This window comes from Clostridium cellulovorans 743B, assembly GCF_000145275.1.
Classification (GTDB): domain Bacteria; phylum Bacillota; class Clostridia; order Clostridiales; family Clostridiaceae; genus Clostridium_K; species Clostridium_K cellulovorans.
In genome coordinates this window covers 5,200,999-5,223,166 of record NC_014393.1, presented here as the reverse complement: position 1 = coordinate 5,223,166, position 22,168 = coordinate 5,200,999, and the positions used below count along the sequence as shown (strand labels likewise).

Below are 22,168 nucleotides of genomic sequence, written 5' to 3'. Positions count from 1 at the left end.
GTTTTGTATATTAATTTAAGTATATCAAAGTATAAACTTTATAACAAATACACTAGATAATTAATATAGCACAATAATTTGCAGATATAAATAGAAGTTTTAGTTTTTAAAAATTTATTAATGAACATCATGGATATAAGTTCTATTAATTATGGTAAAAATAAAGAAGTTAAGTTTATTCACTTAAATGAGTAAGAATGTTACAATTACATAAAAGACTAGTTGTTTAATTATAAACAATATTTTGTATATAAGTTGCGGTAATGTTTCTACATTAAATATATATAGTGTTTATGAAATCAATGTAGATTTTTAATTGGGACATATGTAATTTAAATAATTAAGCTATTAAAGGAGTGATAAAAATGAAAGCAGAAATCTTATGCGTTGGAACAGAATTGTTATTAGGAGATATAGTAAATACTAATGCACAATATTTATCACAAGAGTTAGCCGCCCTTGGAGTTAATGTATATCATCAAAGTGTTGTTGGTGATAACCCTGGTAGAGTTAAGGAAGTTTTGGATAATGCATACAAAAGTGTAGATTTAGTTATAACTACTGGAGGCCTTGGGCCTACTAAGGATGACCTTACAAAAGAAGTAATCGCAGAATACTTTAATAAGGAGCTTAAATTTAATGAAGAAGCTCTTAAGAATATTGAAGATATTTTTAAAAGGATAGGTAGAGAAGTAACTGAAAGTAATAAAAAGCAAGCATATATACCTGAAGGAGCAATAATTCTTCATAATCAATGTGGTACAGCACCTGGATGCATAATAGAGGATGAAGGAAAGGTGCTTATAATGCTTCCAGGACCGCCAAGGGAAATGAAAGCTATGTTTAAGCAAGCTAAGGATATGTACTTAAATAAAAAATCCGACAAGACACTTATTTCAAAGGTTTTAAGGGTATACGGGTTACCAGAAGCTCAAGCTGCAGACACTTTAGATGAATTACTGGATAATTCTAATCCTACTGTAGCACCATATGCCAAGGAACATGAAATTACTTTTAGAGTTACTGCTAGTGCGAATAATGAAGAGGAAGCGATAAAAATTATGCAGCCTATTATAGATACTATTAAAGATAGGCTAGGGCAGTTTGTATATGGGGAAGATGAGGATACTTTAGAATCAGTTGTAGCTAAAATTCTAGTGGAGAGAAACCTAACTCTAGCAACAGCTGAATCTTGTACAGGAGGATTACTTGCTGGAACATTTATAAACTATCCAGGAATATCAAAGGTATTTAAAGAAGGGTTTATTACATATAGCAATGAAGCTAAGGAAGAAACTTTAGGTGTTAACAAGGAGTTATTGGAGAAATATGGTGCTGTTAGCGAAGAAGTTGCAAGGGAAATGGCTAAAAAAGTCGCAGAGAAGGCTGGAGTAAATATAGGTTTATCAACTACTGGAATCGCAGGACCAGATGGGGGAACTGATGAAAAGCCCGTAGGACTTGTTTACATTGGATGCTGCATAAATGGTGAAGTTAAGGTTAAGAAGCTTAATTTAAATGGTGATAGGCAAAAGGTAAGAAATAGAACAGTATTAGAAGTTATTAATTTACTTAGGTGCAATCTTATAAAATAAGAGTAGATTAAGGGTAATTGAAGAGTTTTATACTATTTGATTACTCTTAATTTTGCGCAAAAAAGAATTTTCGTCTATAATAAAAGCTATCGAGTAAAAATAATTAGTGAACAGGTGAAAAATATGAGCAAGGTGATAATCGCAGAGAAACCATCTGTGGCAAAAAATATAGCAGAAGCTTTAAAAAGCAATATAAGAAAAGATGGTTATTTAGAAGGTAACGGCTATTATATAACTTGGGCATTTGGTCATCTTCTTCAATTATACGATGCTAAAGATTACGACGAGAAAATGGCTAAGTGGAAGATGGATAACTTTCCGTTTATACCAAAAGCGTTTAAGTATAAAGTAAAGAATGATTCTAAGAAAAAGGATAAACCTGACGCAGGAGCAAAAAAGCAATTAAAGATTATCGAAGAGCTTATAAACAGAAATGATGTAGATATGGTCATTTCTGCCTGTGACTATGATAGAGAGGGACAAATCATTGGTGATATAATAACAGGCTACTTGAAGGTGAAGAAGCCTGTTTATAGACTCCTCCAAAATGAATGGACAGCAGATGAAGTTATAAAGGGAATGGAGAAAATAAAGCCAAACACTGAGATGAAATCTTTGAGAGATGCTGGTATAAGTAGGCAGTGGGCAGATTGGACTATTGGAATAAACTTAACTTCTGTTGCAACATTAAAATATCAAAGAGGAAAAGGTAATCCATTAAATATAGGAAGGGTTTTACTTCCTACTTTGAAGATTATTTATGATAGAGATAAAGAGATAGCAAATTTTGTTCCAGACAATTACTTCAAGTTAAATGCTACTTTCAAAACCTCAGATAATATAGAATATGAAGGCGCTTATATTGAAAAAGAACAGGAAAAAGAGCAAGAGAAGTTCAAGGAACGAGAAAAACTAGACGAGATAAGTAAGAAAATGAAAGGTTGCACAGGTGTAATTGTAGATAAACAAACAGAAAAAAAGAAGGAATATCCTCCATATCTATTTAATTTGTCAAACTTACAAGGTTATATAACTAGTAAATATAAAGGGTGGACTTCTGATAAAGTTCTAAAAGTTGCTCAGGGATTGTATGAGAAAAAGTACATAACATATCCAAGAACTGCTTCAGTGGTATTAGAAGAAAGTCTTGCGGATAGAGCAGCTAAGGTACTAAACACATTAAAAAAATCATTACCTTTTCAAGAAGAAGTAAAATTCATCAAGAATAAGAGAATATTTGATAATTCTAAGGTTGAGAGCCATAGCGCAATAATACCTACATATTTAGAGCCTAAGACTTTAAGCGGTGATGAAGAAAAGGTTTATAGTGCGATAAAAAATAGATTTATAGCGCAGTTCATGCCTATAGCAGAAAGTGAAGAAACAAAGATTTTTACGAGAATAAAAAACTTTGATTTGGACGGAATTTTTATATCAAAGGGTAAGGTGCAAATAGTAGAGGGATGGAAAAAGGTAGAGAAAATAGAATCTAAAGATACTATACTTCCTTTTGTAAATATCAATGATGAAGTAGATACTATTAAGACAAAGGTTTCGGCACATTCAACTAAACCACCTAAAAGACATACGGAAAAGACACTTCTTAGGGTTATGGAGACTTGTGGTAAAAAATTTGATGAAGAACAAAGTGATCAAATGATGGACGCAATTTTGAGTGGATTTAGTATAGGAACTCCAGCTACAAGAGCTGAAACTATAAAGAAGCTTAAGGATATTGGGTATATATACACTGAAGGAAAAAATCTTATATGTAGTGAATTAGGAGTAAAGTTAGTAGAAACTTTTCCTATACAGGAACTCTTTGACCTTGAATATACAGGTCGATTAGAGAAAACTTTAGCAGATATGGAAAAGGGAAAAGTAGAAAAGGAAGACTTCTTGAAGTTGATATTTGACTTTACTACTAATGCTATTAATCAGATTAAAGGTGATAAAGAAAACGTGATTAACCAATATGAAGGGGAATTAGTCAAAGGTGAATCTCTAGGGAAGTGCCCATGTTGTGGTAATGATGTAATTGAAGGAAAAATTGGGTTTGGGTGCAGTAATTGGCGAAGTGGATGTAAATATGTAGTTTGGAAAGAAGATAAATTTTTAATGTCTATGGGAAAGAAAATAACTAAGGATATGGTGATGTCTTTGCTTGCAGATGGTAAAGTTGCTATAAAAGGACTTAAAAGTAGGAAAGGCAATATCTTTGATGCAAGCTTATCCTATGAAAAAAATAAAGATAATGATTATTTTAGCTGGAAGATGGAATTTTTAAATAGTCAGGAGTCGAAGAATAGGACATAAGCCTCATTATTTGAAAGAAAAAGCTGTAAAGTTAAAATTTGTTCCATTATGTTAATTTATATATTATAATTACTATAGCGTATAATTAATATAAGTAGGAGATGATCACTAGTGACAAAAAAGAGCAAAAACACAACGCTCGCATTGTTTAATGTAATTATTTTTTTAGTTGGAGTTATTTTATTTACTGTAGCATTATTAGGTTTAGGTATAGACACAATAGTGAGAGTATATATGAATCTTATCGGGGAGATTCTATTTATAATATTTTTTAGTATTGCAGGATTTTCAAATCTTAAGAAAAGAAGATACTTTGAAGGTGTAGTATTGTCTATGGGAGCAATAGTAGTTTTGTTTCTAGCAATATTAACAATAATCAACATAATATAACCTAAAGAATAAGCCAGTCCTTATTGGATTGGCTTATTCTTTTAGATTTGATGATAACAATTCGACATTTATAATGCCATGACCTTGGTTATCACCTAATGTATCAATGCGGCGAGATGATAAAATAAGAAGACTATATATATCTTCAGTTGTTAATGTTGGTTTAATTTCATAGATTATCGAACATAATGCAGAAAGATAGGCACAGGATATGGATGTACCAGTAAAGTTTACATAAGGCTTGTCAAGTTTATGAGGATATTGTTTAAGTCCATTTTTTATAGATACATAATTCTTATCAGTATTAAGAGAAGTAATTTCTACACAAGCAGCTAAGAAATCTGGTTTTTTGCTAAACTTTCCATCACCTAAGGAGGAGTATTCATAGTTAGTATATCCTAATGATGAACTTATACCGCCTACAGTGATGCAATTTGATAGTGTAGCTATTCCTCTTATAGAGTCTTGTTGATTTCGGTTATTTCCAGATGGGACTATAACTATAATATTTTTTGATTTGCATAAATTAAAGATGTTATAAAAGTAAGAATTTATATGTTTATCATAGGTTAAAGTTTCAAAAGGAAGGCATAATATTTTTATATTTTCCTCTTCAGCAGAGGAAATGATAGTATCAATAGCAAAGAGTATATCAGAAATATATCCTCTGCCCATGGCATCAAAAGCTTTAACCATGAATATATTTGAGGAAGAGGCTATGCCTTTATACATATTTTTAGAATCCTTGCCGTCACCACAGATTACACCACTTATAAAAGTACCATGTCCATTATCATCGTAGGGGTATGGGACATCATTAATTAGATCATAAAATTTTCTTAATTTATTTATAGGGCGAGTTAGACAAGGATGAGGGAAAACACCGCTATCTACAATGCCTATAGTAATACCCTTCCCACTACCAGGTAAGCTAAATTTGTAGGAGACGTTATTTGCTGAATGAATTCCAACACCACACAAGAGTGCAGTATCATCTAAGGTAATATAATCAATGGCTGGAAGTTCACATAATCTATCAATGATAGCACTAGATACCTTAGCACTTATTATATTTAAAGAAGATATTGTTTTTAATACAATTCCCTTAGATGAAGATATTTTTTTTATTATTGTATCGATAGAAGATTTTGCTTCAATAATTATCCGATATTCCTTAAGCGGATTATCTTCTATAAAATCTTTCAATACCGGAGAAAGTTTTCTTCTTTTAATCATAGAAGACTCCTTAGAAGTATTTCATTAATAGTATATTTAATAATAAAGAGATATGTGAATTGTAAATTTCTAATTTAAAATTTTAAAAATTTAAAGACAACTATACCTACAAGCATAATCGATATGCCTACTAACTCATTAGCGCTTATAATAACCTTTTTAGTATCAAAAAGACCCAAGGCATCTATTAATGAAGCAGAAAGAAGTTGTGCTATTAATATTGAGGAAATTGCAACTGTAGGAGAAAGGTTTTTAATACTTAGAATAACAGTGTAAGTTATTAAAACGCCTATTAGACCTCCTGTTAAATATAATTTGTTAATAAGCTTTAAGTCTCCAAATTTCCCTTGTTCATTGTATCCAAAAATGAAAAGTGCGATTAATGAAAAGATAAATGCTGTGCCTTGAACGAAAACAGTTGTTTTAAAGGAGCCTATTTTGTCACTAAGTCTGGTGTTAAATACCCCCTGCAAGCTCATAGCGACACCAGCAATGACAGCAAAAAGAAAACCACTCATCTAGATACACCTCCAAAGAGTAGTGTAACCAGATGTGTGGCTTTTTATTTATAAAAGTTATTCAGCAAGTGCATAATCAGTTTTTAATCTAGTCATTGAAGTATTGAAACCTGTTAATACTTCATCTAATGAAAATCCAATAGTGATTCCTAAAGCAAAAAAATCCTCAAGAAGAGTGATATAATGATCTCTTCCAGTGTAGAGTACTAAATCATTTATATCTATATAGAGAGATATAAATTGATCAGCGATCTTTTGAGTACTAGGATGTATATTTATTTCGATGTCCTCATAAGATTTATCAAGCCCGATACTAAGAAGGTAATTTAATGCTGTAATATAATCCTCTAAGATTTGTGATTTATCACAGTTAGTTGAGGATTTCCATATATCACAACAGTTAGTTCTTGAAGCTAAGTTTCCTATAGAAATCTGTAAACCTATCATTTTTTTTAACGTCAAAGAATTATTTTCTATTGATTTATTCTTGAGAGTTAAAGAATCTACATCTTTTTGCATTTCGAACAACTTCATTAGTTGCATAATATTGAGCCGCCTTTCACATCATTGTTAAATCTTTGCTAAATATATTGTATACAATTTAGTAAAAGATTGAAAGAGTCCAAAAACGATTACATAAAAATAAAATATTTTGCTTTGGATATTCAGTGAATTTTTGTTAACAATCTCTAAGAGAAAATGTCTGTACTACTGTTTTCTTTTTGTTATTTATTGATTTCCATAATTCAAATCTATCTATTTTTGCTAAGGTATACGGTGTAAGAGTTTTAATTTTATCGATGGTAGCAGTATATTCTTTTGAATTTTGAGTTTTAGAAGCTAAGTTATTATTTGCTAGAGGTACATGAAGATTCCACTGGTCTTCTATTTCTTTAACATTAAAGCCTGAAAGTTTTAATGTGGAATTAATGTTCCTAGCTATACGAATTATATAGCCTTTATTCTCAATTTTAAAATTAAAGTTTTTATTGTTTTGATCTATATAAGAAAGACCATTGAGTTCAACTTTAAATTTTTTATAAGGTCTTAGAATTTTTTCGACTATCTCCTCAAACTTATCTAAATCAGGATCTACTATAACATCAAGTATTATATGAGGTTTTGGAAGTGTATTGTTGTTAGACAGCTTATACTTTCTATTAATACTTTTTTGGAGCCCCTCAACATACTCATAAGAATTATCATCAAACATTGCTACTAAATAGTATTTCATTTTTCATAATCCCCCGAAATTTACTGATAAGCTAATTATAACATAGATAATCAGAAATGCACAAAAGCATAAAAAAATATCCATTAAATACCTGAGATATTATAGAATGCTATAGATGTATTTCTTCATAAAATAAATTATGTGTTAATTTTAAAGCTTTTTTAACCAATATATATTTAAAGTGGTGTAATTAAATTATCGAATAGTGAATAAAAACTTTAGGACAAAGATGTCGAAAACATTTACATAATAACCACTATATGGTAGAATAAGCAAGAATACCAATACCTAAAAGTTATATTTATGACAAAGTACCAAGTAAATTAATAAAATATGAAGAATTTCAAAGAAGGAACGTAAAAGTTAACAGAAATCAATATGATTAATGCAAGGGGGCAAGTGTTATCTTAAAATGCTGGGTAAATCTTATAGAGTGCGTTTTAGGATATAAAACATGAAGAAGATAAATACCATCTCGGTAATAATATTAATGCTTATAATGTTACTTTATAGTGTTAGTATTATTATTTCATGTAGTAAACCAGATAAACTTAAAGGAGATATAGAATATAACGAATTAGAGAAACTTGAGATAATTGATGAGGCTGAGGATAGTATTATTACTATTATAGATAAAGATAAACTGAAAAAAATTAACGAATATATATCAAACTTTGAATTTGACATACCACCAAATACTTATACAAAAACTTGGACGTATATCTTGATACTGTATAGACACAATGGGAGTGAGTTGGTAATAACTTTTAGAGGGGATAACCTTTGTGTAATAAATAAAAGATTATATAGCATATCCAATTATCAAGATGGGTTCATAAAGTCTTTCTATGATTAAAAATAAGGTAACTAAACTATAGTTTTAAACAATAATGTAGATATATATAACCTTACAAAAATTATAAATCTCAAAAATTAATTCCTTAATAACAGAACAATAAGGTATATCTTGAAAAACCCAGTTTTCTTTTTATAACTTTAGTGTTAAAATAGTATAAGATTATTATGGATATAATGGACTTCTCATGCAAAGTATTTTTAATAATTCATGGCACTGAGATAAAAAAAGGCCTAAAAATTAAAAATTCCATAGTAAAAATTTAAAAAAAGAGTATAATGGAATGTGCGATATTGGTAATAAATGGGAAATAGCTTTGTTTAAATATAGTAATTAAGGATGGATTAAGGATGGAGAGACTTGTAGTAACTGGGGGTAACCCATTGCGTGGAGCAGTTGATATTACTGGAGCTAAGAATGCTGCTGTTGCAATATTACCAGCTGCATTGATGGCAAGCAAAAATGTATGTGTTATAGATAATGTACCTGATATTGAAGATATAAGTTGTATGGAAACAATAATGAAAAGTATAGGTGCCAAGGTTGAACGAAAAGGAAATGCTTTTCATGTTGATAGTACAGAGCTTACCACAACAGAAGCTCTTATTGAAGAAATGAGGAAGATGAGAGGTTCTTATTATCTTATAGGAGCGTTACTAGGAAGATTTAAAAAAGTAAAAGTTGAGCTTCCAGGTGGTTGTCACATAGGAGTTAGACCTATAGATCAACACATTAAAGGATTTGAAGCATTAGGTGCAAAGGTAGATATAAAACATGGTATTGCAGAGGTTACTGCAGATAGGTTAATCGGAGCTAATATATATTTAGATGTTGTAAGTGTTGGAGCGACTATAAATGTAATGTTAGCAGCTGCTCTTGCGGAAGGAGAAACTACTCTTGAGAATGCAGCAAAGGAACCTCATGTAGTAGATGTTGCTAACTTTTTAAATTCTATGGGTGCAAAAATTAAAGGTGCTGGAACAGATGTGATAAAAATTCTAGGTGTTAAAGAATTAAGCGGATGTGATTATAGTGTTATTCCAGATCAAATAGAAGCTGGAACTTTTATGATTGCAGCTGCTGCTTGTGGTGGAGAAGTTACACTAAACAATGTAATTCCTAAACATTTAGAATCTATCACTGCTAAACTTATAGAAATGGGCGTTGAAGTTGAAGAAAATGATGATTCTGTAACAGTAAGAACAAATGGAAACTTAAAAGGGGTTAATGTAAAAACTCTTCCTTATCCAGGATTTCCGACAGATGTTCAGCAGCCAATGACTACACTTTTATCCGTTGCAAAAGGGAGAAGCGTCGTTCACGAAAGTATATGGGAGAGCCGATTTAAATTCATAGATGAATTAAAGAAAATGGGCGCAAACATTAAAGTAGAAGGAAGAGTTGCAATCGTTGATGGGGTAGAAAGGTTAACTGGTGCTACTGTAGTTGCAAATGACCTTAGGGCAGGTGCTGCTATGATTATTGCTGGACTTATGGCTGAAGGCGAAACTATAGTTACTGATATTGGGCACATAGACAGAGGTTATCCAAATATTGAGAATAAATTCAATAAACTTGGTGGTAACATAAGAAGAATTTCAGTAGGTGAGTAAATGAAGTTTTGTTCATTATATAGTGGTAGTAGTGGTAACAGTATTTTTATAGGAAATGAACACGGAAAAATATTAGTTGATGCAGGACTTTCAGGGAAATATATAGAGAAGGCTTTAATAGATATAGAGGAAAATCCTCGAGACATTGCAGGTATATTTATAACTCATGAACATACAGACCATATTAAAGGTGTTGGAGTATTATCAAGGAAATATAACATACCTATATTTGCTAATGAATTGACATGGGGAAAGCTTGAAAGTTCTTTAGGGAAGCTAAAGGATGAAAACAAAGTCATAATTGATAAGCAAAAAGAAATCAAGGATTTACTTATAACTAGATTTGATACACCTCATGATGCAGTAGCATCTTCAGGCTTTACAGTACAAAGTGGAAATAAAAAAGTAGCTATAGTAACTGATATAGGACATTTTTCTTCGGAAATTAAGAATACTATAAAGGATAGCGATATTGTACTTATAGAAAGCAATCATGATGTTGAGATGGTTAAGTTTGGACCATATCCTTATATGCTTAAGAAAAGAATATTAAGTAATGTAGGACATTTATCAAATGATGATTGTGGAAGAGCCATATTAGATATAATGGATCATAAACAAAAGCATATAATACTCGGCCATTTGAGTAACAATAATAATTATCCAGATCTAGCATATGAAACAGTTAAAAATATTTTAATTGATGAAAATGTTGATGTGAATAAGGATATATTTCTTACACTAGCAAAACGAGATATGCCGAGTAACTATATAGATATATAAAGGGGTATATGATTATGAGGTTTGTTAGGGTAGTTGGGATATTAGTGATTACTGCGGCGATTAGCTTTACAGGTTGCGCAAAAAAAGATGTAAATCAAAAGCAATCAGAGCAAATAAAAAAGTCTACTATTGCAGAAGCAGAAGAGTCACAAACTAGTGTAATCGAAATAGATGCATATTTTGATAGTACTAGTAGTGAAGGTTCACCAAGCATATCTAAAGAAACTAGATATATAAAAGAGGATGAGCTTTTAGCGAGGGCAATTTTAGAAGAGTTAATTAAAGGTGCAGATTTAACAGGTAATCTAAAAGGGATACTTTCTAAAGATACAAAAATAATAAGTGTATCTATTAAAGATGGTATTGCTTATGTTAGTTTCGACTTTAATAGTAATTCAGAAAATATAATAAAAGATAAGAATAAAGAAGCAGTAATAGTTAAAGCCATAGTACAATCATTAATGCAAATAAAGAGCATTAATAGTGTTAAAATTTTAATTCCCGCTACAAACCAAACTACCTTTGGTGGAACTGTAGATATAACAAAACCATTAACACCAACAGATATTCAGACAGTTACAATAAAATAGTGGAATTCTAAAATTAGAATTATCTTATAAACAAATATTAAGAGAAATAAAGGAGAATTGATTAAAATGGCTTTATACAAACAATGGACAGACATGGTGATAGACTATGTTAAGCAAAAAGGCGAAGCAGCTTTCTGGGATGAATATAGTAAAATAGAAACTAAGATCTACTCAAAGCTTCTAGCACAACATAAAAAAGAGATAAAAGGTTCAGTTGAAGAATTAGCAAAAGAATATGAAGTTGATAATATTTTCTTCATGGGTTTTGTTGATGGAATAAATGAAAGTTTAGTTGCTCCACTAGAATTAGAAGAAGTTGAAGTTGATACAGAAATTGTTTTAGAAGTAGATTATGAAAAATTATTTTTCAATATGTTAGATGCTAAGGCTCAGTATTTATTTACTCTTCCACAATGGGATGGTATTTTCTCAGAAGAAAAGAGAAAAGAAATACATGAAACTTGGAAGAAATCAAAAACTATCGTTAATGAAAATAAAGTTGGTAGAAATGACCAATGCCCATGCGGTAGTGGCAAAAAATATAAGAAATGTTGCGGTAAAACTGCATAAAATAGATAAGAAAAATTTAAAAGCATCAATACTGTATATAGTTATAGTATTGATGCTTTTTCTATTATATAGATTATACTATTGAATTTATGTCATAGATCTATAAAAATATTGATAATATAAATTATGAGGATTCTTTGCTGGAGCCTATATATTTATATTTTAGAAGAGGTTGAAATTGTAGAGTTTATATATTATAGTTAATGAAAAACTTATTATGAAAAGACAAAGGGGTGATAATAATGAATAGATTAGATAAGATAAAGAAGATTCCCAAGGTAGAACTTCATTGTCATTTAGATGGGAGCATTAGAGTCGAAACAATGTTTGAGTTGTGTAAAGATCAAGGTTTGATATCTAAGAACATATCAATTAAAGAATTTGCAACTATGGTTCAGCTTATTGAACCATGTAATTCCCTGAAGAAGTATTTAGAGAAGTTTTCTTATGCTATAGAAGTTTTACAGAGTAAAGAGAATATAAAAAGAATTGCCTTTGAGCTTATTGAAGATGCTAGTATAGATGGAGTTATGTATATAGAAATTAGATTTGCACCTCTTAATCACACAGCGAGAGATCTTACGGAAGATGAAATTATTGAGGCTGTCATTACTGGTGCTGAAGAAGGAAAGCAAAAGTATAATGTAAGTTATGGTATTATCTTGTGCGCTATGAGACATGAAGGGATAGAACGTTCTAGGAAAGTAATAGAATTAGCAGCTAAGCATAAAAGTTTTGGTGTTGTTGGTGTGGACTTAGCTGGAAATGAACAAGACTATGGTCCAGAGTTATTTATTGATGCTTTTGTAGAAGCTGAGAAGAAAGGACTACATATAACTGTTCATGCAGGAGAAACGGGGAATGAAGAAAATATTGTAAAGTCTGTTAAGTTGTTAAAGGCAAGGAGAATCGGACATGGAATTCATGCATATAAAAATCCAGAAGTTATAAAGTTTCTTATAGATAATCAGATACCACTGGAAATGTGCCCTACTAGTAATGTGGATACTAATGCAGTAGATAATTATAAGAGCCATCCTATATTAGATTATCTAAGGAAGGGGATAAAGGTAACGTTAAGCACGGATAACAGAACAGTATCAAGAGTGACATTATCAGAAGAATATAACATGTTGATGGAACAGTTGAATCTTAACGCAAATGAGATGCAAAAACTAATAGAGAACGGTATTGATGTTGCATTTTGCAGTGAAGAACTAAAAAAACAATTAAGAGAGCAAGTATTTAAAGCTAAGAACATTATGTCAGAGCTTAATTAGTTTATGCATAGATAAATTTATGGTATATTTGTAATGAACATATGGAAAAAAGCTTTTTAAAGTATTCTCTGGTGGAGTTATTTACAGGGGTGATTTTTAATAATAACTCTTTAGTAACTAGAAGTTATATTAAATGTAATATTGGGGTGGAATGATGGAAAATAGAGTTGAAAAAGTTATAAAAAATCTTAAAAAAAATAACATGAACGGATATTTAGTTAAAGATGAAAAAGAACTTATAGATAAGATAGAAGAAATAGTAGCTGATGGAGCAACTGTATCTGTAGGTGGTTCTATGACTTTGTTTGAAACAGGGATAATAGATTACTTACGTCAAGGTCGATATAAGTTTTTAGATAGATATAAGGATGGATTATCAAGAGAAGAAGTAGGGAAAATTTATAGAGAAGCTTTTTTCGCAGATGCTTACTTTACAAGTACCAATGCTATCACAGAAGAAGGTCAACTTTACAATGTAGATGGAAATGGAAATAGAGTCGCAGCTATGATATTTGGACCTAAAAAAGTGATAGTGATAACAGGCACAAATAAGATAGTTGCAGATATGGATGAAGCGATAAAAAGAGTCCGAGAAGTAGCAGCTCCATTAAACTCAAAAAGATTGGACCGAATGACACCATGTGTAAAGACTGAAAAATGCATGAGTTGTAGTTCAAAGGATAGGATATGTAATGATTATACAGTAATAGGGAGACAAGGAGATAATCAAAGACTTCATGTTATTTTCCTAGATAAAAAGCTAGGATATTAGTATAAAGAAGTAATTATTAGAAACTTATTATATATGTTTCAATAAATATGAGGCTATGGACATATTGTCATTTTTCAATATGTCCATAGTCTTTTCCTGTATCTTCAACAATAGAGTTTATATAATTAGTAGTTGTGATTTTTATATAAATATATTTAGAGTAGAGCTGAGATTTTATTATTTAAAAATATTTTCTGTATGATAGCTATTCTATTTATAAATTCTTTATAAATAGAATAGCTATCATATCGATTATAAAATTAGAACATGATATAATATAAAAAATAAGTATAAGAAAATATAAACCTGTTCGATAAATATAGGACAAGTAAAGAATGATATACAAAGCTTTTATCAACGGAAAGGGGAAATAGATGAAGGATATATTTATAGTTCTTACTGGTACAAATACTATATTTTCAAGGGCAATTAAGATATATACGGGTAAAGCATATAGTCATTCCTCTATTTCACTGGACATAAATTTAGACAGTATGTTTAGTATGTCAAGAAAGTACAATAGAAATCCATTTATAGGTGTATTTAAGAAAGAGGAATTTGGTCAAGGTGTGTTTAATAAATGTCCTAATTGTCCTATGATGGTGGCGAGATTACCAGTTACAGATAAACAATATGACGCAATAAGCTATGAACTGTTAAAGCTATATACAGGCAATATAGATTATAATATTATGGGGATTTTGTTTAGGCTTATTAATAGAGAATATGAAAATGAGGGAAAATTCTTTTGTTCTGAGATGATAGCATATCTTTTATATAAAACTGATATATATAAGTTTGATAAGCCATTGAATTTTGTAGAACCTATGGATTTGTTAAATATACCTTCTTTAGAGATAATTTTTGAAGGGATGCTTTGTGAATATAGTAATTATATAAATCCATCACAAGTAATTGATGGAAGAATATATGGTTAATTATTTAATTCCAGGATAGAGTGATGCCTGGAGTTATTTTTTTATCAGAAATAACAAGAGGGAGTTTGAAAATGAAGATAACATTAGTAACAGTAGGAAAGTTAAAGGAAAAGTACTTAAAGGAAGCTATAAGTGAGTATTCAAAACGGTTAAGTAGATACTGTAAATTAGATATAATTGAAGTAAATGATGAAAAAACTCCTGACAATGCTTCTGAAAAGGAAGAAATTTTGATAAAGAATAAAGAAGGAGAGGCTATATTAAAGCACATTAAGGATAATATGCTTGTGGTAGCTATGGATTTGAAGGGTAAAATGTTGTCCTCTGAAGAATTTGGAACTTTTATTAAGGATGCAGGGGTTAGAGGTAATAGTGATATTGCTTTTATTATCGGTGGTAGTTTAGGGATTAGTGATGAGGTTTTAAGAAGAGCAGATCATAAGCTGTGTATTTCTAAGATGACTTTTCCTCACCAACTTTTTAGGGTTATCTTGTTGGAGCAGATTTATAGAGGGTTTAGGATTATTAATGGGGAACCGTACCATAAGTAACAGAGAGAAAGCCCAGAAGCAATACGGATCAATGCTTCTGGGCTGTTTGTTGATACTTGGAAAGTAAATTAACTGATAAAGCAGCGGTTTATACAGAACATTCCAGTATAAAAATTATAAAATACCTATAGCTTTTCCACTACATAAATAATGTTCATCCCGCAGTCTAATGTCCCTGGTAATTTAGTAAACTCAATCTCTTTTCTTATCAGGAGTTCCCAAAATTCACTATCCTGTTTAGCTCTGGTTAAAGTTTCTTCTTGTGAATGCATAAACAAACCCGCAGAACTCTTTTCCAGTATTTTTACCGGTTTTCCCTGGAACAAAGCATCCAGATCCTTGCTTGTCATCATGTGTACATAATGCTTATTTTCTACGGGGTAATGCTCTTCATCTTGTATCCCAGTGGTAAATATCCATTCAGTGGCATCAATTCCGAACATACCTTTTTCATATATTACCCCATCAAGATAGTACGTCAATGCACCTACTAATGACAGGGATCCAAGAATCAACTTGCCTTGGGATTTAAGTACTCTCAGCATTTCATTTATAGCACTCTCTTCCTTATCGAACAAATAGTTAATAGGTCCGCCAATACAAACAGCAACATCATAAGTATTATCTGGGATGCCTTCCAAATTGGATATGTCCAAAATTTTGAAGTCCTGAACTTTATCAACTAATCCCAGTTCTTCCATTTTTCTTTTATTAATTTCAATCTGAACAGGGGATAAATCAGACGTAACTAAGGACTTGGACATATTCACAATATCTTTCGTGAATCTTCCTGCACCTGCACCTGCACCTAGTTCAATAACTTGATCCGAACTGGAGATATAGCGTTTTAATATATCAAGATGTACATGATATAATAGTTCTCCTAATCTATCCTTTTCTAGTCGTTCCCACTCTCTATTTCCAAATTTGTCATAGCGGGCTCTTGGAATTTCCGCGTTATACTTCATATTCATCTCTCCTCGTATAATAAAATCTTGCAGTGTCTTTATTACAAATATCGCTAATGTCACCATCAACCATAGTTACCACCTCCTGTAGTCAACTTTTGATTTTTGTGGTACAAAAAAAGAAAAGCTCTCGTCCCTATAACAGGACGAAAGCTTAAATTTCGTTATACCACCCAATACTACATACCAACATATGTGTTCCTATTAACGGTAGAAAACCGTCAGTACCTACATAAAATTCGGCCTGAAACTCCAGAGGGATATTCAACATAATCTAATCAATACCAGGCTTCCACTATTCCTAGCTCGCTGTGATTTTTCAAAAAGGTTTACTGTCTCTATCATTGTCTTTTTTACTGAATCAATTACATTATACCATAATTTCAATATTATTCAAATAGGGATTAATGACAGGTATGACGTTTAGATCATTATTGAAATAATATAAACCTTTCGCACTTGCTGATGTTACGGTGAACCGTACCATAAGTAAGCCTCCAAATCTTTGATTTGGTTAGGCGAACTTACTCCTAGGAACGGAGAGAGTAGGAGTTTCCTTTTAAATATGGTTGAAAGTATTTTAGATATTAGCAATACGATTATAACAATAAAACTCTTACCTAAATAATTTGTGTAAGGGCTTTTAATTTAGTAGAAAAATAAATTGTTATAGTTAGCTTGTTAAAGTGAAAAACAAGATGAAAGAATGCCATTAGAGGTACAAGATGACTCGATAAATTGATAATATGCAGATAATCATTGCAGATTCTCTATGTTTTGAAAGGTTAGTAATTAGTAGAATTAAAATATAAAGTAGCTACAAAATAATAAATAAATGGAGGGATTAAGATGAAAATAAATCATAAAGAAAAGTATGTATGGGTTCTAAGCTTTATATTAACCTTTTGTATGATGAGCGCAGTAGTATTTGCAGGAGATCTTAGCAATAGTTCAGAAAGAAAGGGTGCTTCTATTAAATGGAATGGTCATTCTTGTTTTACCATTACTAGTGAGAAAGGAATTAAAATCGTAACAGATCCTTTTGGTGACGGTATTGGCTATAAGGTTCAAGATCTATATGCTCAAATAGTTTCAGTTAGTCATGATCATTTTGATCATAATTATTTAGAAGCTGTTAAAAGCAATTTTACAGCTATAAGAGAAAGAGGTAAATTTAAAGTCGAGGGTATAAAAATTAAAGGAACAAAAACATATCATGATACAGAAGGTGGATCACAAAGAGGTGAAAATACAGTATATACATATAAAATTGATGGAGTAAATGTATGTCACTTAGGTGATTTAGGACATGAATTAACAAAGGAGCAAGTTGAAAGCATTGAAAAAGTAGATATATTAATGATTCCAGTAGGAGGATTATACACAATAGATGGAGAGACTGCTGCTAAGGTTGTTAATCAATTAAATCCTAAAGTTGTTATACCAATGCATTATAAAACAGAAGTACTTAGTCCGGATTTTGGAGAATTATCAATAGTCGATAGCTTTATAGAAAATATAGATGGCTGGAAAGTAGTTAAGGAAGATATATTCACTTTTAATAAATCAGAAATAGCAAAATCAAAAGAGAAAAGAATAGTTATTTTAAATTTTGATAAGTAAAATACTTATCAAAATAAAGGTTGGTTTCCAATCATGTAGAATATAATAAGTAAATTCTACATGATTGGAGTTTTTAATTATGGAATTATTCACTGTAGATGTTAATAGAGAAACAAAGTTACCAATATATATTGAAATTAAGGAACCATTTTCTTCAGAAAACCATATGATGTTTAGATTAATTCTTGTTGAAAAAGGGGCAGGCATTATAAGGGTTAATGAAAATACTATTGTAGTTTCAGCTCCGACAATTTTTTGCGTCAATGCCAATGATAGAATTAAGTTAGACCAGTGCAATAACTTAAGTGGAAGGGCAGTTTATTTTAGTCCTACTGTAGTCAATAATGTTTTAACCTTGGAGAGGATGAAAAGCTTAGAAGAAGAGATTTCTGAATCAGAATACCGAGATTATTGTTCTTTGTTACCATTTATTCATGAAGAAGAGAGTAGTATTCGACAGATTGAAATAGGTCCTGCAACTGCTAGACAAATAGCAAAAGTGATTGACTCTTTACAGGAAGAATTAAAATCATTAAATAATGATTTTTGGAGATGTCGCAGTAGGTCTTTTCTTTTAGAGATTCTATTTTTTCTTCAATACATATATACAGGTACGGAAGATTTAACTGAACATGAAGTAAAAAAACTTTCATGTGAGAATAATCAAATCAATGAGATTATTTTATATTTACATACCCATTATGAAAGAAAAATTTCTATTGAGGAATTAACAGAAAAGTTTCATGTTAACAGGACAACATTGACAGATGAATTCACCAAGGCTACTGGTATGTCTACCATGGAGTATTTAATTAGATTAAGAGTAAAGATGGCCGCTATAATATTAAGAGATACTGATTTGCCTATCTCAGAGATAGCATATAGGGTGGGATTTAATGATATAACTCACTTTGGTAGAATGTTTCGAAAGCGTGTGGGATATTCACCATAAGAATATAGAAAAAAGAAAATTTAGTTACATATGTGGTAAAAGAATGTCATTGGCACATACAGAATATTTGTGTATATAGAAGATTAAGGAGGTGAATAAAATGGGAAACAAATTTGTTGTTTATTTTGCAGAGTTACAAGATATAAATCCTTGGATGAACATGATTGGAATTGTTAAAGATGAATTTCCAGGTTTAGAAACCACAGAACAGCTAAATAGTTATAAGCAAACTGTTATAAAAAACATAAATAGGAAGACTGCACTTTGCATAAAGTCTGAAGATGGGATTATTGGAGCGTTGATATTTTCTTATAATTTGAGATGTCTTTCTTGGATGGCTGTACATCCTAATCATCGCAGAGAAGGAATAGCATCTGCATTGGTTAGAAAAATGCTTGAATTATTTCCAACGGATGTGGATATTTCAGTTACAACCTTTAGAGAGGGGGACACAAAAGGAATAGCCCCAAGGAGGTTATACAATAAATTTGGCTTTGTTGAAGATGCTTTAGTAGAAGAGTTTGATTATCCTAATCAAATACTCATTTTAAAAAGGTAGTGAGCAACATCTTGCCTTTGTAATATGTATAAGTTTAAGATTATTTATAAGTATGTTGATATAGAAAAAAGAGGAATGGCTGTAAGTCTAAGACCTCTTTTTTAGAAGGCCAGATAACATAACTGTTCATCATATTCTATAGTATTTCTTTAAACTAGTTATAAGCTAAAATTTTGATTTGTCATAATTATATGGGATGCTTGTACCAATAACCACATCTTCTATCCTTTCGATAATAAGCCAATCATCCATGTTGCCTTGACGGTCGAAGTCAAGAGGTTCTATTTCGGTGACGTTCTCAAATTCTACCAAGCACATACATTTCTTATGCCAACGTTCTTGTTGTTTTTTAGATAAGTTTAGTTTTTCTTGGTTATCGGCAAGTACCTTTACTATTTCATCTTCTGATAACTTAACAAAATTTTCAACTGATTTCACAGTGGCAGTTGCTGAGATTTTTGCAGTACCTTTTTTCATGAAGTAAAGTTTCTCACCAACGAATACTCTACTATGAGGAATCTTTCTTCCAGTAGCAGCTCTAATAATCATTGTTTTAGAAGTATCTAATATTTTTTCTAATACCTTTTCTTTGTCATCACAATATACTAAATGTACCATAGAAATTCTCCTTTTTTCGCCAGTAAAGATAGGATATATAATTAAATCATTATTTCAAAATTTTAAATCAATTTAATAAATTAATTATAACATAAGAGTATAATGATATTCGAAAATTTATACATTAAAGGAATGGAATAGCATAAAATTCTGTTAGGGCTAGTTTTATAAATGAAAATACTTTATCATTTATAATGCGAGCTATATTTGGAAATATGAAAAATATTAATTAAAGGATTTGACAATGGTGATTGATTTTAGCAATTGTTTAGGTAAATCAGTTGGAACTAGAGTTAATGAAAGCATTATACTAGAATAGCTTTTTAACATAGAAGAATTTATGAAAAGAGGTGAGTTTTAGTGAGAGTTTGGTGGTTTATTTAAGTTCTCTCGCTAAGGATAATTATGTTTAGTATTATGATTGTAGAAGATAATGAGCAACTTCAGAATGAAATAGGGAATCTATTAACTCGCAGTGGTTATCATGTTATAAAAACTATAGACTTTGAAAAAATACCTAGGACTGTGAAGGAAACTAACCCTCATTTAGTTCTGTTGGATATTAATCTTCCCTATGATGATGGATTTAAAATATGCACACAAATACGTAGTTTTTCAACAGTACCAATTATATTTATCACAAGCAGAGATACAAATGTTGATGAACTTATGAGTATAACATTAGGTGGGGATGACTTTATTACAAAACCATATAATGCTCAAATTCTTTTGGCTAGAATAAATTCACTCCTAAAGAGGTCATATCCTAACGAAAATGCAGGAGAATTTATAGAATATAACGGAATTAAGTTAAACATACTGTCTAGCAAAGTTGAATATGAGGATAAAGAAATAGAGCTTACTAAAAATGAACTTAAAATACTTCATTACCTGCTGATTAATAAAGGAAGGATAGTAACAAGAGTGGACATTATGGAATATTTGTGGGATAGTGCTTTGTTTGTAAATGACAATACTCTTACAGTAAATATAACAAGGTTAAGGAATAAGTTTGAGGATATTGGAGTTAAAGAATTTATAAAAACTAAAAGAGGCCAAGGGTATATAGTATGAGTTCTGGAGAATATTTAAAAGATAGGATAAAAGTTATTTTATTAAATGTTATAGCATTAATCACAATAAGTATTTTTCTTTTTAGTGTGGGAAATACCTTTGATACTATAATTACTGTTGTAGTAACGTGGAGTTTAGTATATATAACCTTTTTAATTTATGAATATAGAAAAAGGAAAGTATTTTACGAGAATATTTTAAAAACTGTAGAAAAACTGGACAAGAAATATCTGATGGGAGAAATAATTGATAAGCCTCCATTTATAGATGCAGTTCCATATTACGATTTAATTAAGAAATCTGGCAAGTCCATGCTTGAAGAAGTGAATAAAGCCAAGACTTCCCGTAAGGAATATAAGGAGTATATTGAGCAATGGATACATGAAGTAAAGACGCCTATATCCGCTATTAAACTCATAGAAGAAAATAATAAAACAAGTACATCAAGAGCTGTATTAGAGGAACTTGAAAATATAGATAGATATGTTGAACAAGCTTTATTTTACGCCAGAAGTGAGGAAACTCAAAAGGACTATCTAATAAAAGAAATTTCATTGGAACAGTGTGTCAATAATGTGATTATCAGAAATAAACAGATGTTTATTCTTAATAATATAGATATAGACTTAACAGACCTTGATAAAGGTGTATACTGTGATAGTAAGTGGTTGGAGTTTATAATTAATCAGATAATAGTTAATGCAGTAAAGTATAGAAAAGCTCAGCTACCAATAGTTAAGATTTATACAAGAGATATCAAAGGTGGAGTTCAACTTATTATTAAAGATAACGGAATAGGAATACCTGACAGTGAGGTTGGGCGTGTATTTGACAAGGGTTTTACAGGAAGTAAAGGACGGAAAAGTCACAAGTCTACGGGAATAGGCTTGTATTTATGTAAAAAGCTTTGTAATAAGTTGGGCTTGTTAATAGCAGTAGATTCAAAAGAGAATTTATATACGAAAATAATAATTACTTTTCCTAAAGGTAACTTTTGCAGAGATGGAGCCATATAGGCTCTTTTTGCAGTTCAAGTTCTTTAATCCTATAAGTAATATAAGCGAATTTAAAATCTGATTTTATGCTTTCAACATATTTAAAGTGACAAAGTTGTAACTTAAAAGTAAGGTTT

Annotated in this window: 23 protein-coding genes; 17 read left to right on the top strand and 6 right to left on the bottom strand. The window is 30.7% G+C overall.

Annotated elements, in window-relative coordinates; genetic code table 11:
• Window positions 1-365 precede the first annotated feature (365 nt).
• The 3 genes from CLOCEL_RS21685 (at window position 366) to CLOCEL_RS21675 (ending at window position 4,301) form a co-directional block, all read left to right on the top strand.
• Window positions 366-1,595: a competence/damage-inducible protein A gene (locus CLOCEL_RS21685; protein ID WP_010074360.1), complete on the top strand. Its 1,230-nt coding sequence runs from the start codon at window positions 366-368 to the stop codon at window positions 1,593-1,595.
• Between the two features lie 123 nt (window positions 1,596-1,718).
• A complete protein-coding gene (locus tag CLOCEL_RS21680; RefSeq protein WP_010074359.1) occupies window positions 1,719-3,911 on the top strand; it encodes a type IA DNA topoisomerase in 2,193 nt (730 codons plus the stop codon).
• A 111-nt stretch (window positions 3,912-4,022) separates the two neighbouring features.
• Window positions 4,023-4,301 (top strand): hypothetical protein, encoded by a 279-nt coding sequence (locus CLOCEL_RS21675; protein ID WP_010074358.1) that lies wholly within the window; start codon window positions 4,023-4,025, stop codon window positions 4,299-4,301.
• Window positions 4,302-4,334: 33 nt separating this feature from the next.
• Here the strand turns inward: CLOCEL_RS21675 and CLOCEL_RS21670 are convergent, their stop codons facing one another.
• From CLOCEL_RS21670 to CLOCEL_RS21655, 4 genes are all read right to left on the bottom strand, one after another.
• Window positions 4,335-5,537: a S8 family serine peptidase gene (locus CLOCEL_RS21670; RefSeq protein WP_010074357.1), complete on the bottom strand. Its 1,203-nt coding sequence runs from the start codon at window positions 5,535-5,537 to the stop codon at window positions 4,335-4,337.
• A 74-nt stretch (window positions 5,538-5,611) separates the two neighbouring features.
• Window positions 5,612-6,055, bottom strand: a complete 444-nt coding sequence (locus tag CLOCEL_RS21665) for a DMT family transporter (RefSeq protein WP_010074356.1) — start codon at window positions 6,053-6,055, stop codon at window positions 5,612-5,614.
• Window positions 6,056-6,112: 57 nt separating this feature from the next.
• Window positions 6,113-6,598: a dUTP diphosphatase gene (locus CLOCEL_RS21660; protein WP_010074355.1), complete on the bottom strand. Its 486-nt coding sequence runs from the start codon at window positions 6,596-6,598 to the stop codon at window positions 6,113-6,115.
• Between the two features lie 136 nt (window positions 6,599-6,734).
• Window positions 6,735-7,289, bottom strand: a complete 555-nt coding sequence (locus CLOCEL_RS21655) for a 2'-5' RNA ligase family protein (RefSeq protein WP_010074354.1) — start codon at window positions 7,287-7,289, stop codon at window positions 6,735-6,737.
• Between the two features lie 454 nt (window positions 7,290-7,743).
• Between CLOCEL_RS21655 and CLOCEL_RS21650 the strand changes: the two genes are divergently transcribed.
• The 9 genes from CLOCEL_RS21650 to rlmH all read left to right on the top strand — a co-directional run bounded on the left by CLOCEL_RS21650 (window position 7,744) and on the right by rlmH (window position 15,242).
• The gene (locus CLOCEL_RS21650; protein ID WP_010074353.1) at window positions 7,744-8,145 is read left to right on the top strand and encodes a hypothetical protein; all 402 of its coding nucleotides are present in this window, start codon (window positions 7,744-7,746) and stop codon (window positions 8,143-8,145) included.
• Between the two features lie 350 nt (window positions 8,146-8,495).
• Entirely contained in the window at window positions 8,496-9,758 is a 1,263-nt protein-coding gene (locus CLOCEL_RS21645; protein WP_010074352.1) for a UDP-N-acetylglucosamine 1-carboxyvinyltransferase, read from the top strand.
• Complete coding sequence (locus CLOCEL_RS21640; RefSeq protein ID WP_010074351.1) at window positions 9,759-10,541, top strand: MBL fold metallo-hydrolase; 783 nt, start codon at window positions 9,759-9,761, stop codon at window positions 10,539-10,541. It abuts the gene before it with no gap.
• A 14-nt stretch (window positions 10,542-10,555) separates the two neighbouring features.
• On the top strand, window positions 10,556-11,131 hold the full coding sequence (locus CLOCEL_RS21635; protein WP_010074350.1) for a GerMN domain-containing protein: 576 nt from the start codon (window positions 10,556-10,558) through the stop codon (window positions 11,129-11,131).
• 66 nt (window positions 11,132-11,197) lie between these two features.
• On the top strand, window positions 11,198-11,701 hold the full coding sequence (locus tag CLOCEL_RS21630; RefSeq protein WP_010074349.1) for an SEC-C metal-binding domain-containing protein: 504 nt from the start codon (window positions 11,198-11,200) through the stop codon (window positions 11,699-11,701).
• A 242-nt stretch (window positions 11,702-11,943) separates the two neighbouring features.
• Window positions 11,944-12,981: an adenosine deaminase gene (gene add / locus CLOCEL_RS21625; RefSeq protein ID WP_010074348.1), complete on the top strand. Its 1,038-nt coding sequence runs from the start codon at window positions 11,944-11,946 to the stop codon at window positions 12,979-12,981.
• A gap of 151 nt (window positions 12,982-13,132) precedes the next feature.
• Window positions 13,133-13,753, top strand: coding sequence for a lactate utilization protein (locus CLOCEL_RS21620; protein ID WP_013291983.1), 621 nt, complete (start codon window positions 13,133-13,135; stop codon window positions 13,751-13,753).
• 374 nt (window positions 13,754-14,127) lie between these two features.
• Complete coding sequence (locus CLOCEL_RS21615; RefSeq protein ID WP_010074346.1) at window positions 14,128-14,691, top strand: hypothetical protein; 564 nt, start codon at window positions 14,128-14,130, stop codon at window positions 14,689-14,691.
• A gap of 71 nt (window positions 14,692-14,762) precedes the next feature.
• Entirely contained in the window at window positions 14,763-15,242 is a 480-nt protein-coding gene (rlmH, locus tag CLOCEL_RS21610) for a 23S rRNA (pseudouridine(1915)-N(3))-methyltransferase RlmH (RefSeq protein ID WP_010074345.1), read from the top strand.
• A gap of 125 nt (window positions 15,243-15,367) precedes the next feature.
• Here rlmH and CLOCEL_RS21605 read toward each other — a convergent pair whose 3' ends face one another.
• Complete coding sequence (locus CLOCEL_RS21605) at window positions 15,368-16,210, bottom strand: class I SAM-dependent methyltransferase (protein ID WP_010074344.1); 843 nt, start codon at window positions 16,208-16,210, stop codon at window positions 15,368-15,370.
• An 849-nt stretch (window positions 16,211-17,059) separates the two neighbouring features.
• Between CLOCEL_RS21605 and CLOCEL_RS21600 the strand changes: the two genes are divergently transcribed.
• The 3 genes from CLOCEL_RS21600 to CLOCEL_RS21590 all read left to right on the top strand — a co-directional run bounded on the left by CLOCEL_RS21600 (window position 17,060) and on the right by CLOCEL_RS21590 (window position 19,344).
• The gene (locus CLOCEL_RS21600) at window positions 17,060-17,833 is read left to right on the top strand and encodes an MBL fold metallo-hydrolase (protein WP_010074343.1); all 774 of its coding nucleotides are present in this window, start codon (window positions 17,060-17,062) and stop codon (window positions 17,831-17,833) included.
• A 79-nt stretch (window positions 17,834-17,912) separates the two neighbouring features.
• Entirely contained in the window at window positions 17,913-18,785 is an 873-nt protein-coding gene (locus CLOCEL_RS21595) for an AraC family transcriptional regulator (RefSeq protein ID WP_010074342.1), read from the top strand.
• Window positions 18,786-18,885: 100 nt separating this feature from the next.
• Window positions 18,886-19,344 (top strand): GNAT family N-acetyltransferase, encoded by a 459-nt coding sequence (locus tag CLOCEL_RS21590; protein ID WP_010074341.1) that lies wholly within the window; start codon window positions 18,886-18,888, stop codon window positions 19,342-19,344.
• 165 nt (window positions 19,345-19,509) lie between these two features.
• Here the strand turns inward: CLOCEL_RS21590 and CLOCEL_RS21585 are convergent, their stop codons facing one another.
• Window positions 19,510-19,962 (bottom strand): hypothetical protein, encoded by a 453-nt coding sequence (locus CLOCEL_RS21585; protein WP_010074340.1) that lies wholly within the window; start codon window positions 19,960-19,962, stop codon window positions 19,510-19,512.
• A 405-nt stretch (window positions 19,963-20,367) separates the two neighbouring features.
• Between CLOCEL_RS21585 and CLOCEL_RS21580 the strand changes: the two genes are divergently transcribed.
• Both CLOCEL_RS21580 and CLOCEL_RS21575 read left to right on the top strand, forming a co-directional pair.
• On the top strand, window positions 20,368-21,036 hold the full coding sequence (locus CLOCEL_RS21580) for a response regulator transcription factor (protein ID WP_013291980.1): 669 nt from the start codon (window positions 20,368-20,370) through the stop codon (window positions 21,034-21,036).
• Window positions 21,033-22,052: a sensor histidine kinase gene (locus CLOCEL_RS21575; protein ID WP_010074338.1), complete on the top strand. Its 1,020-nt coding sequence runs from the start codon at window positions 21,033-21,035 to the stop codon at window positions 22,050-22,052. Before CLOCEL_RS21580 ends, CLOCEL_RS21575 begins: the two co-directional genes overlap by 4 nt.
• Window positions 22,053-22,168 lie beyond the last annotated feature (116 nt).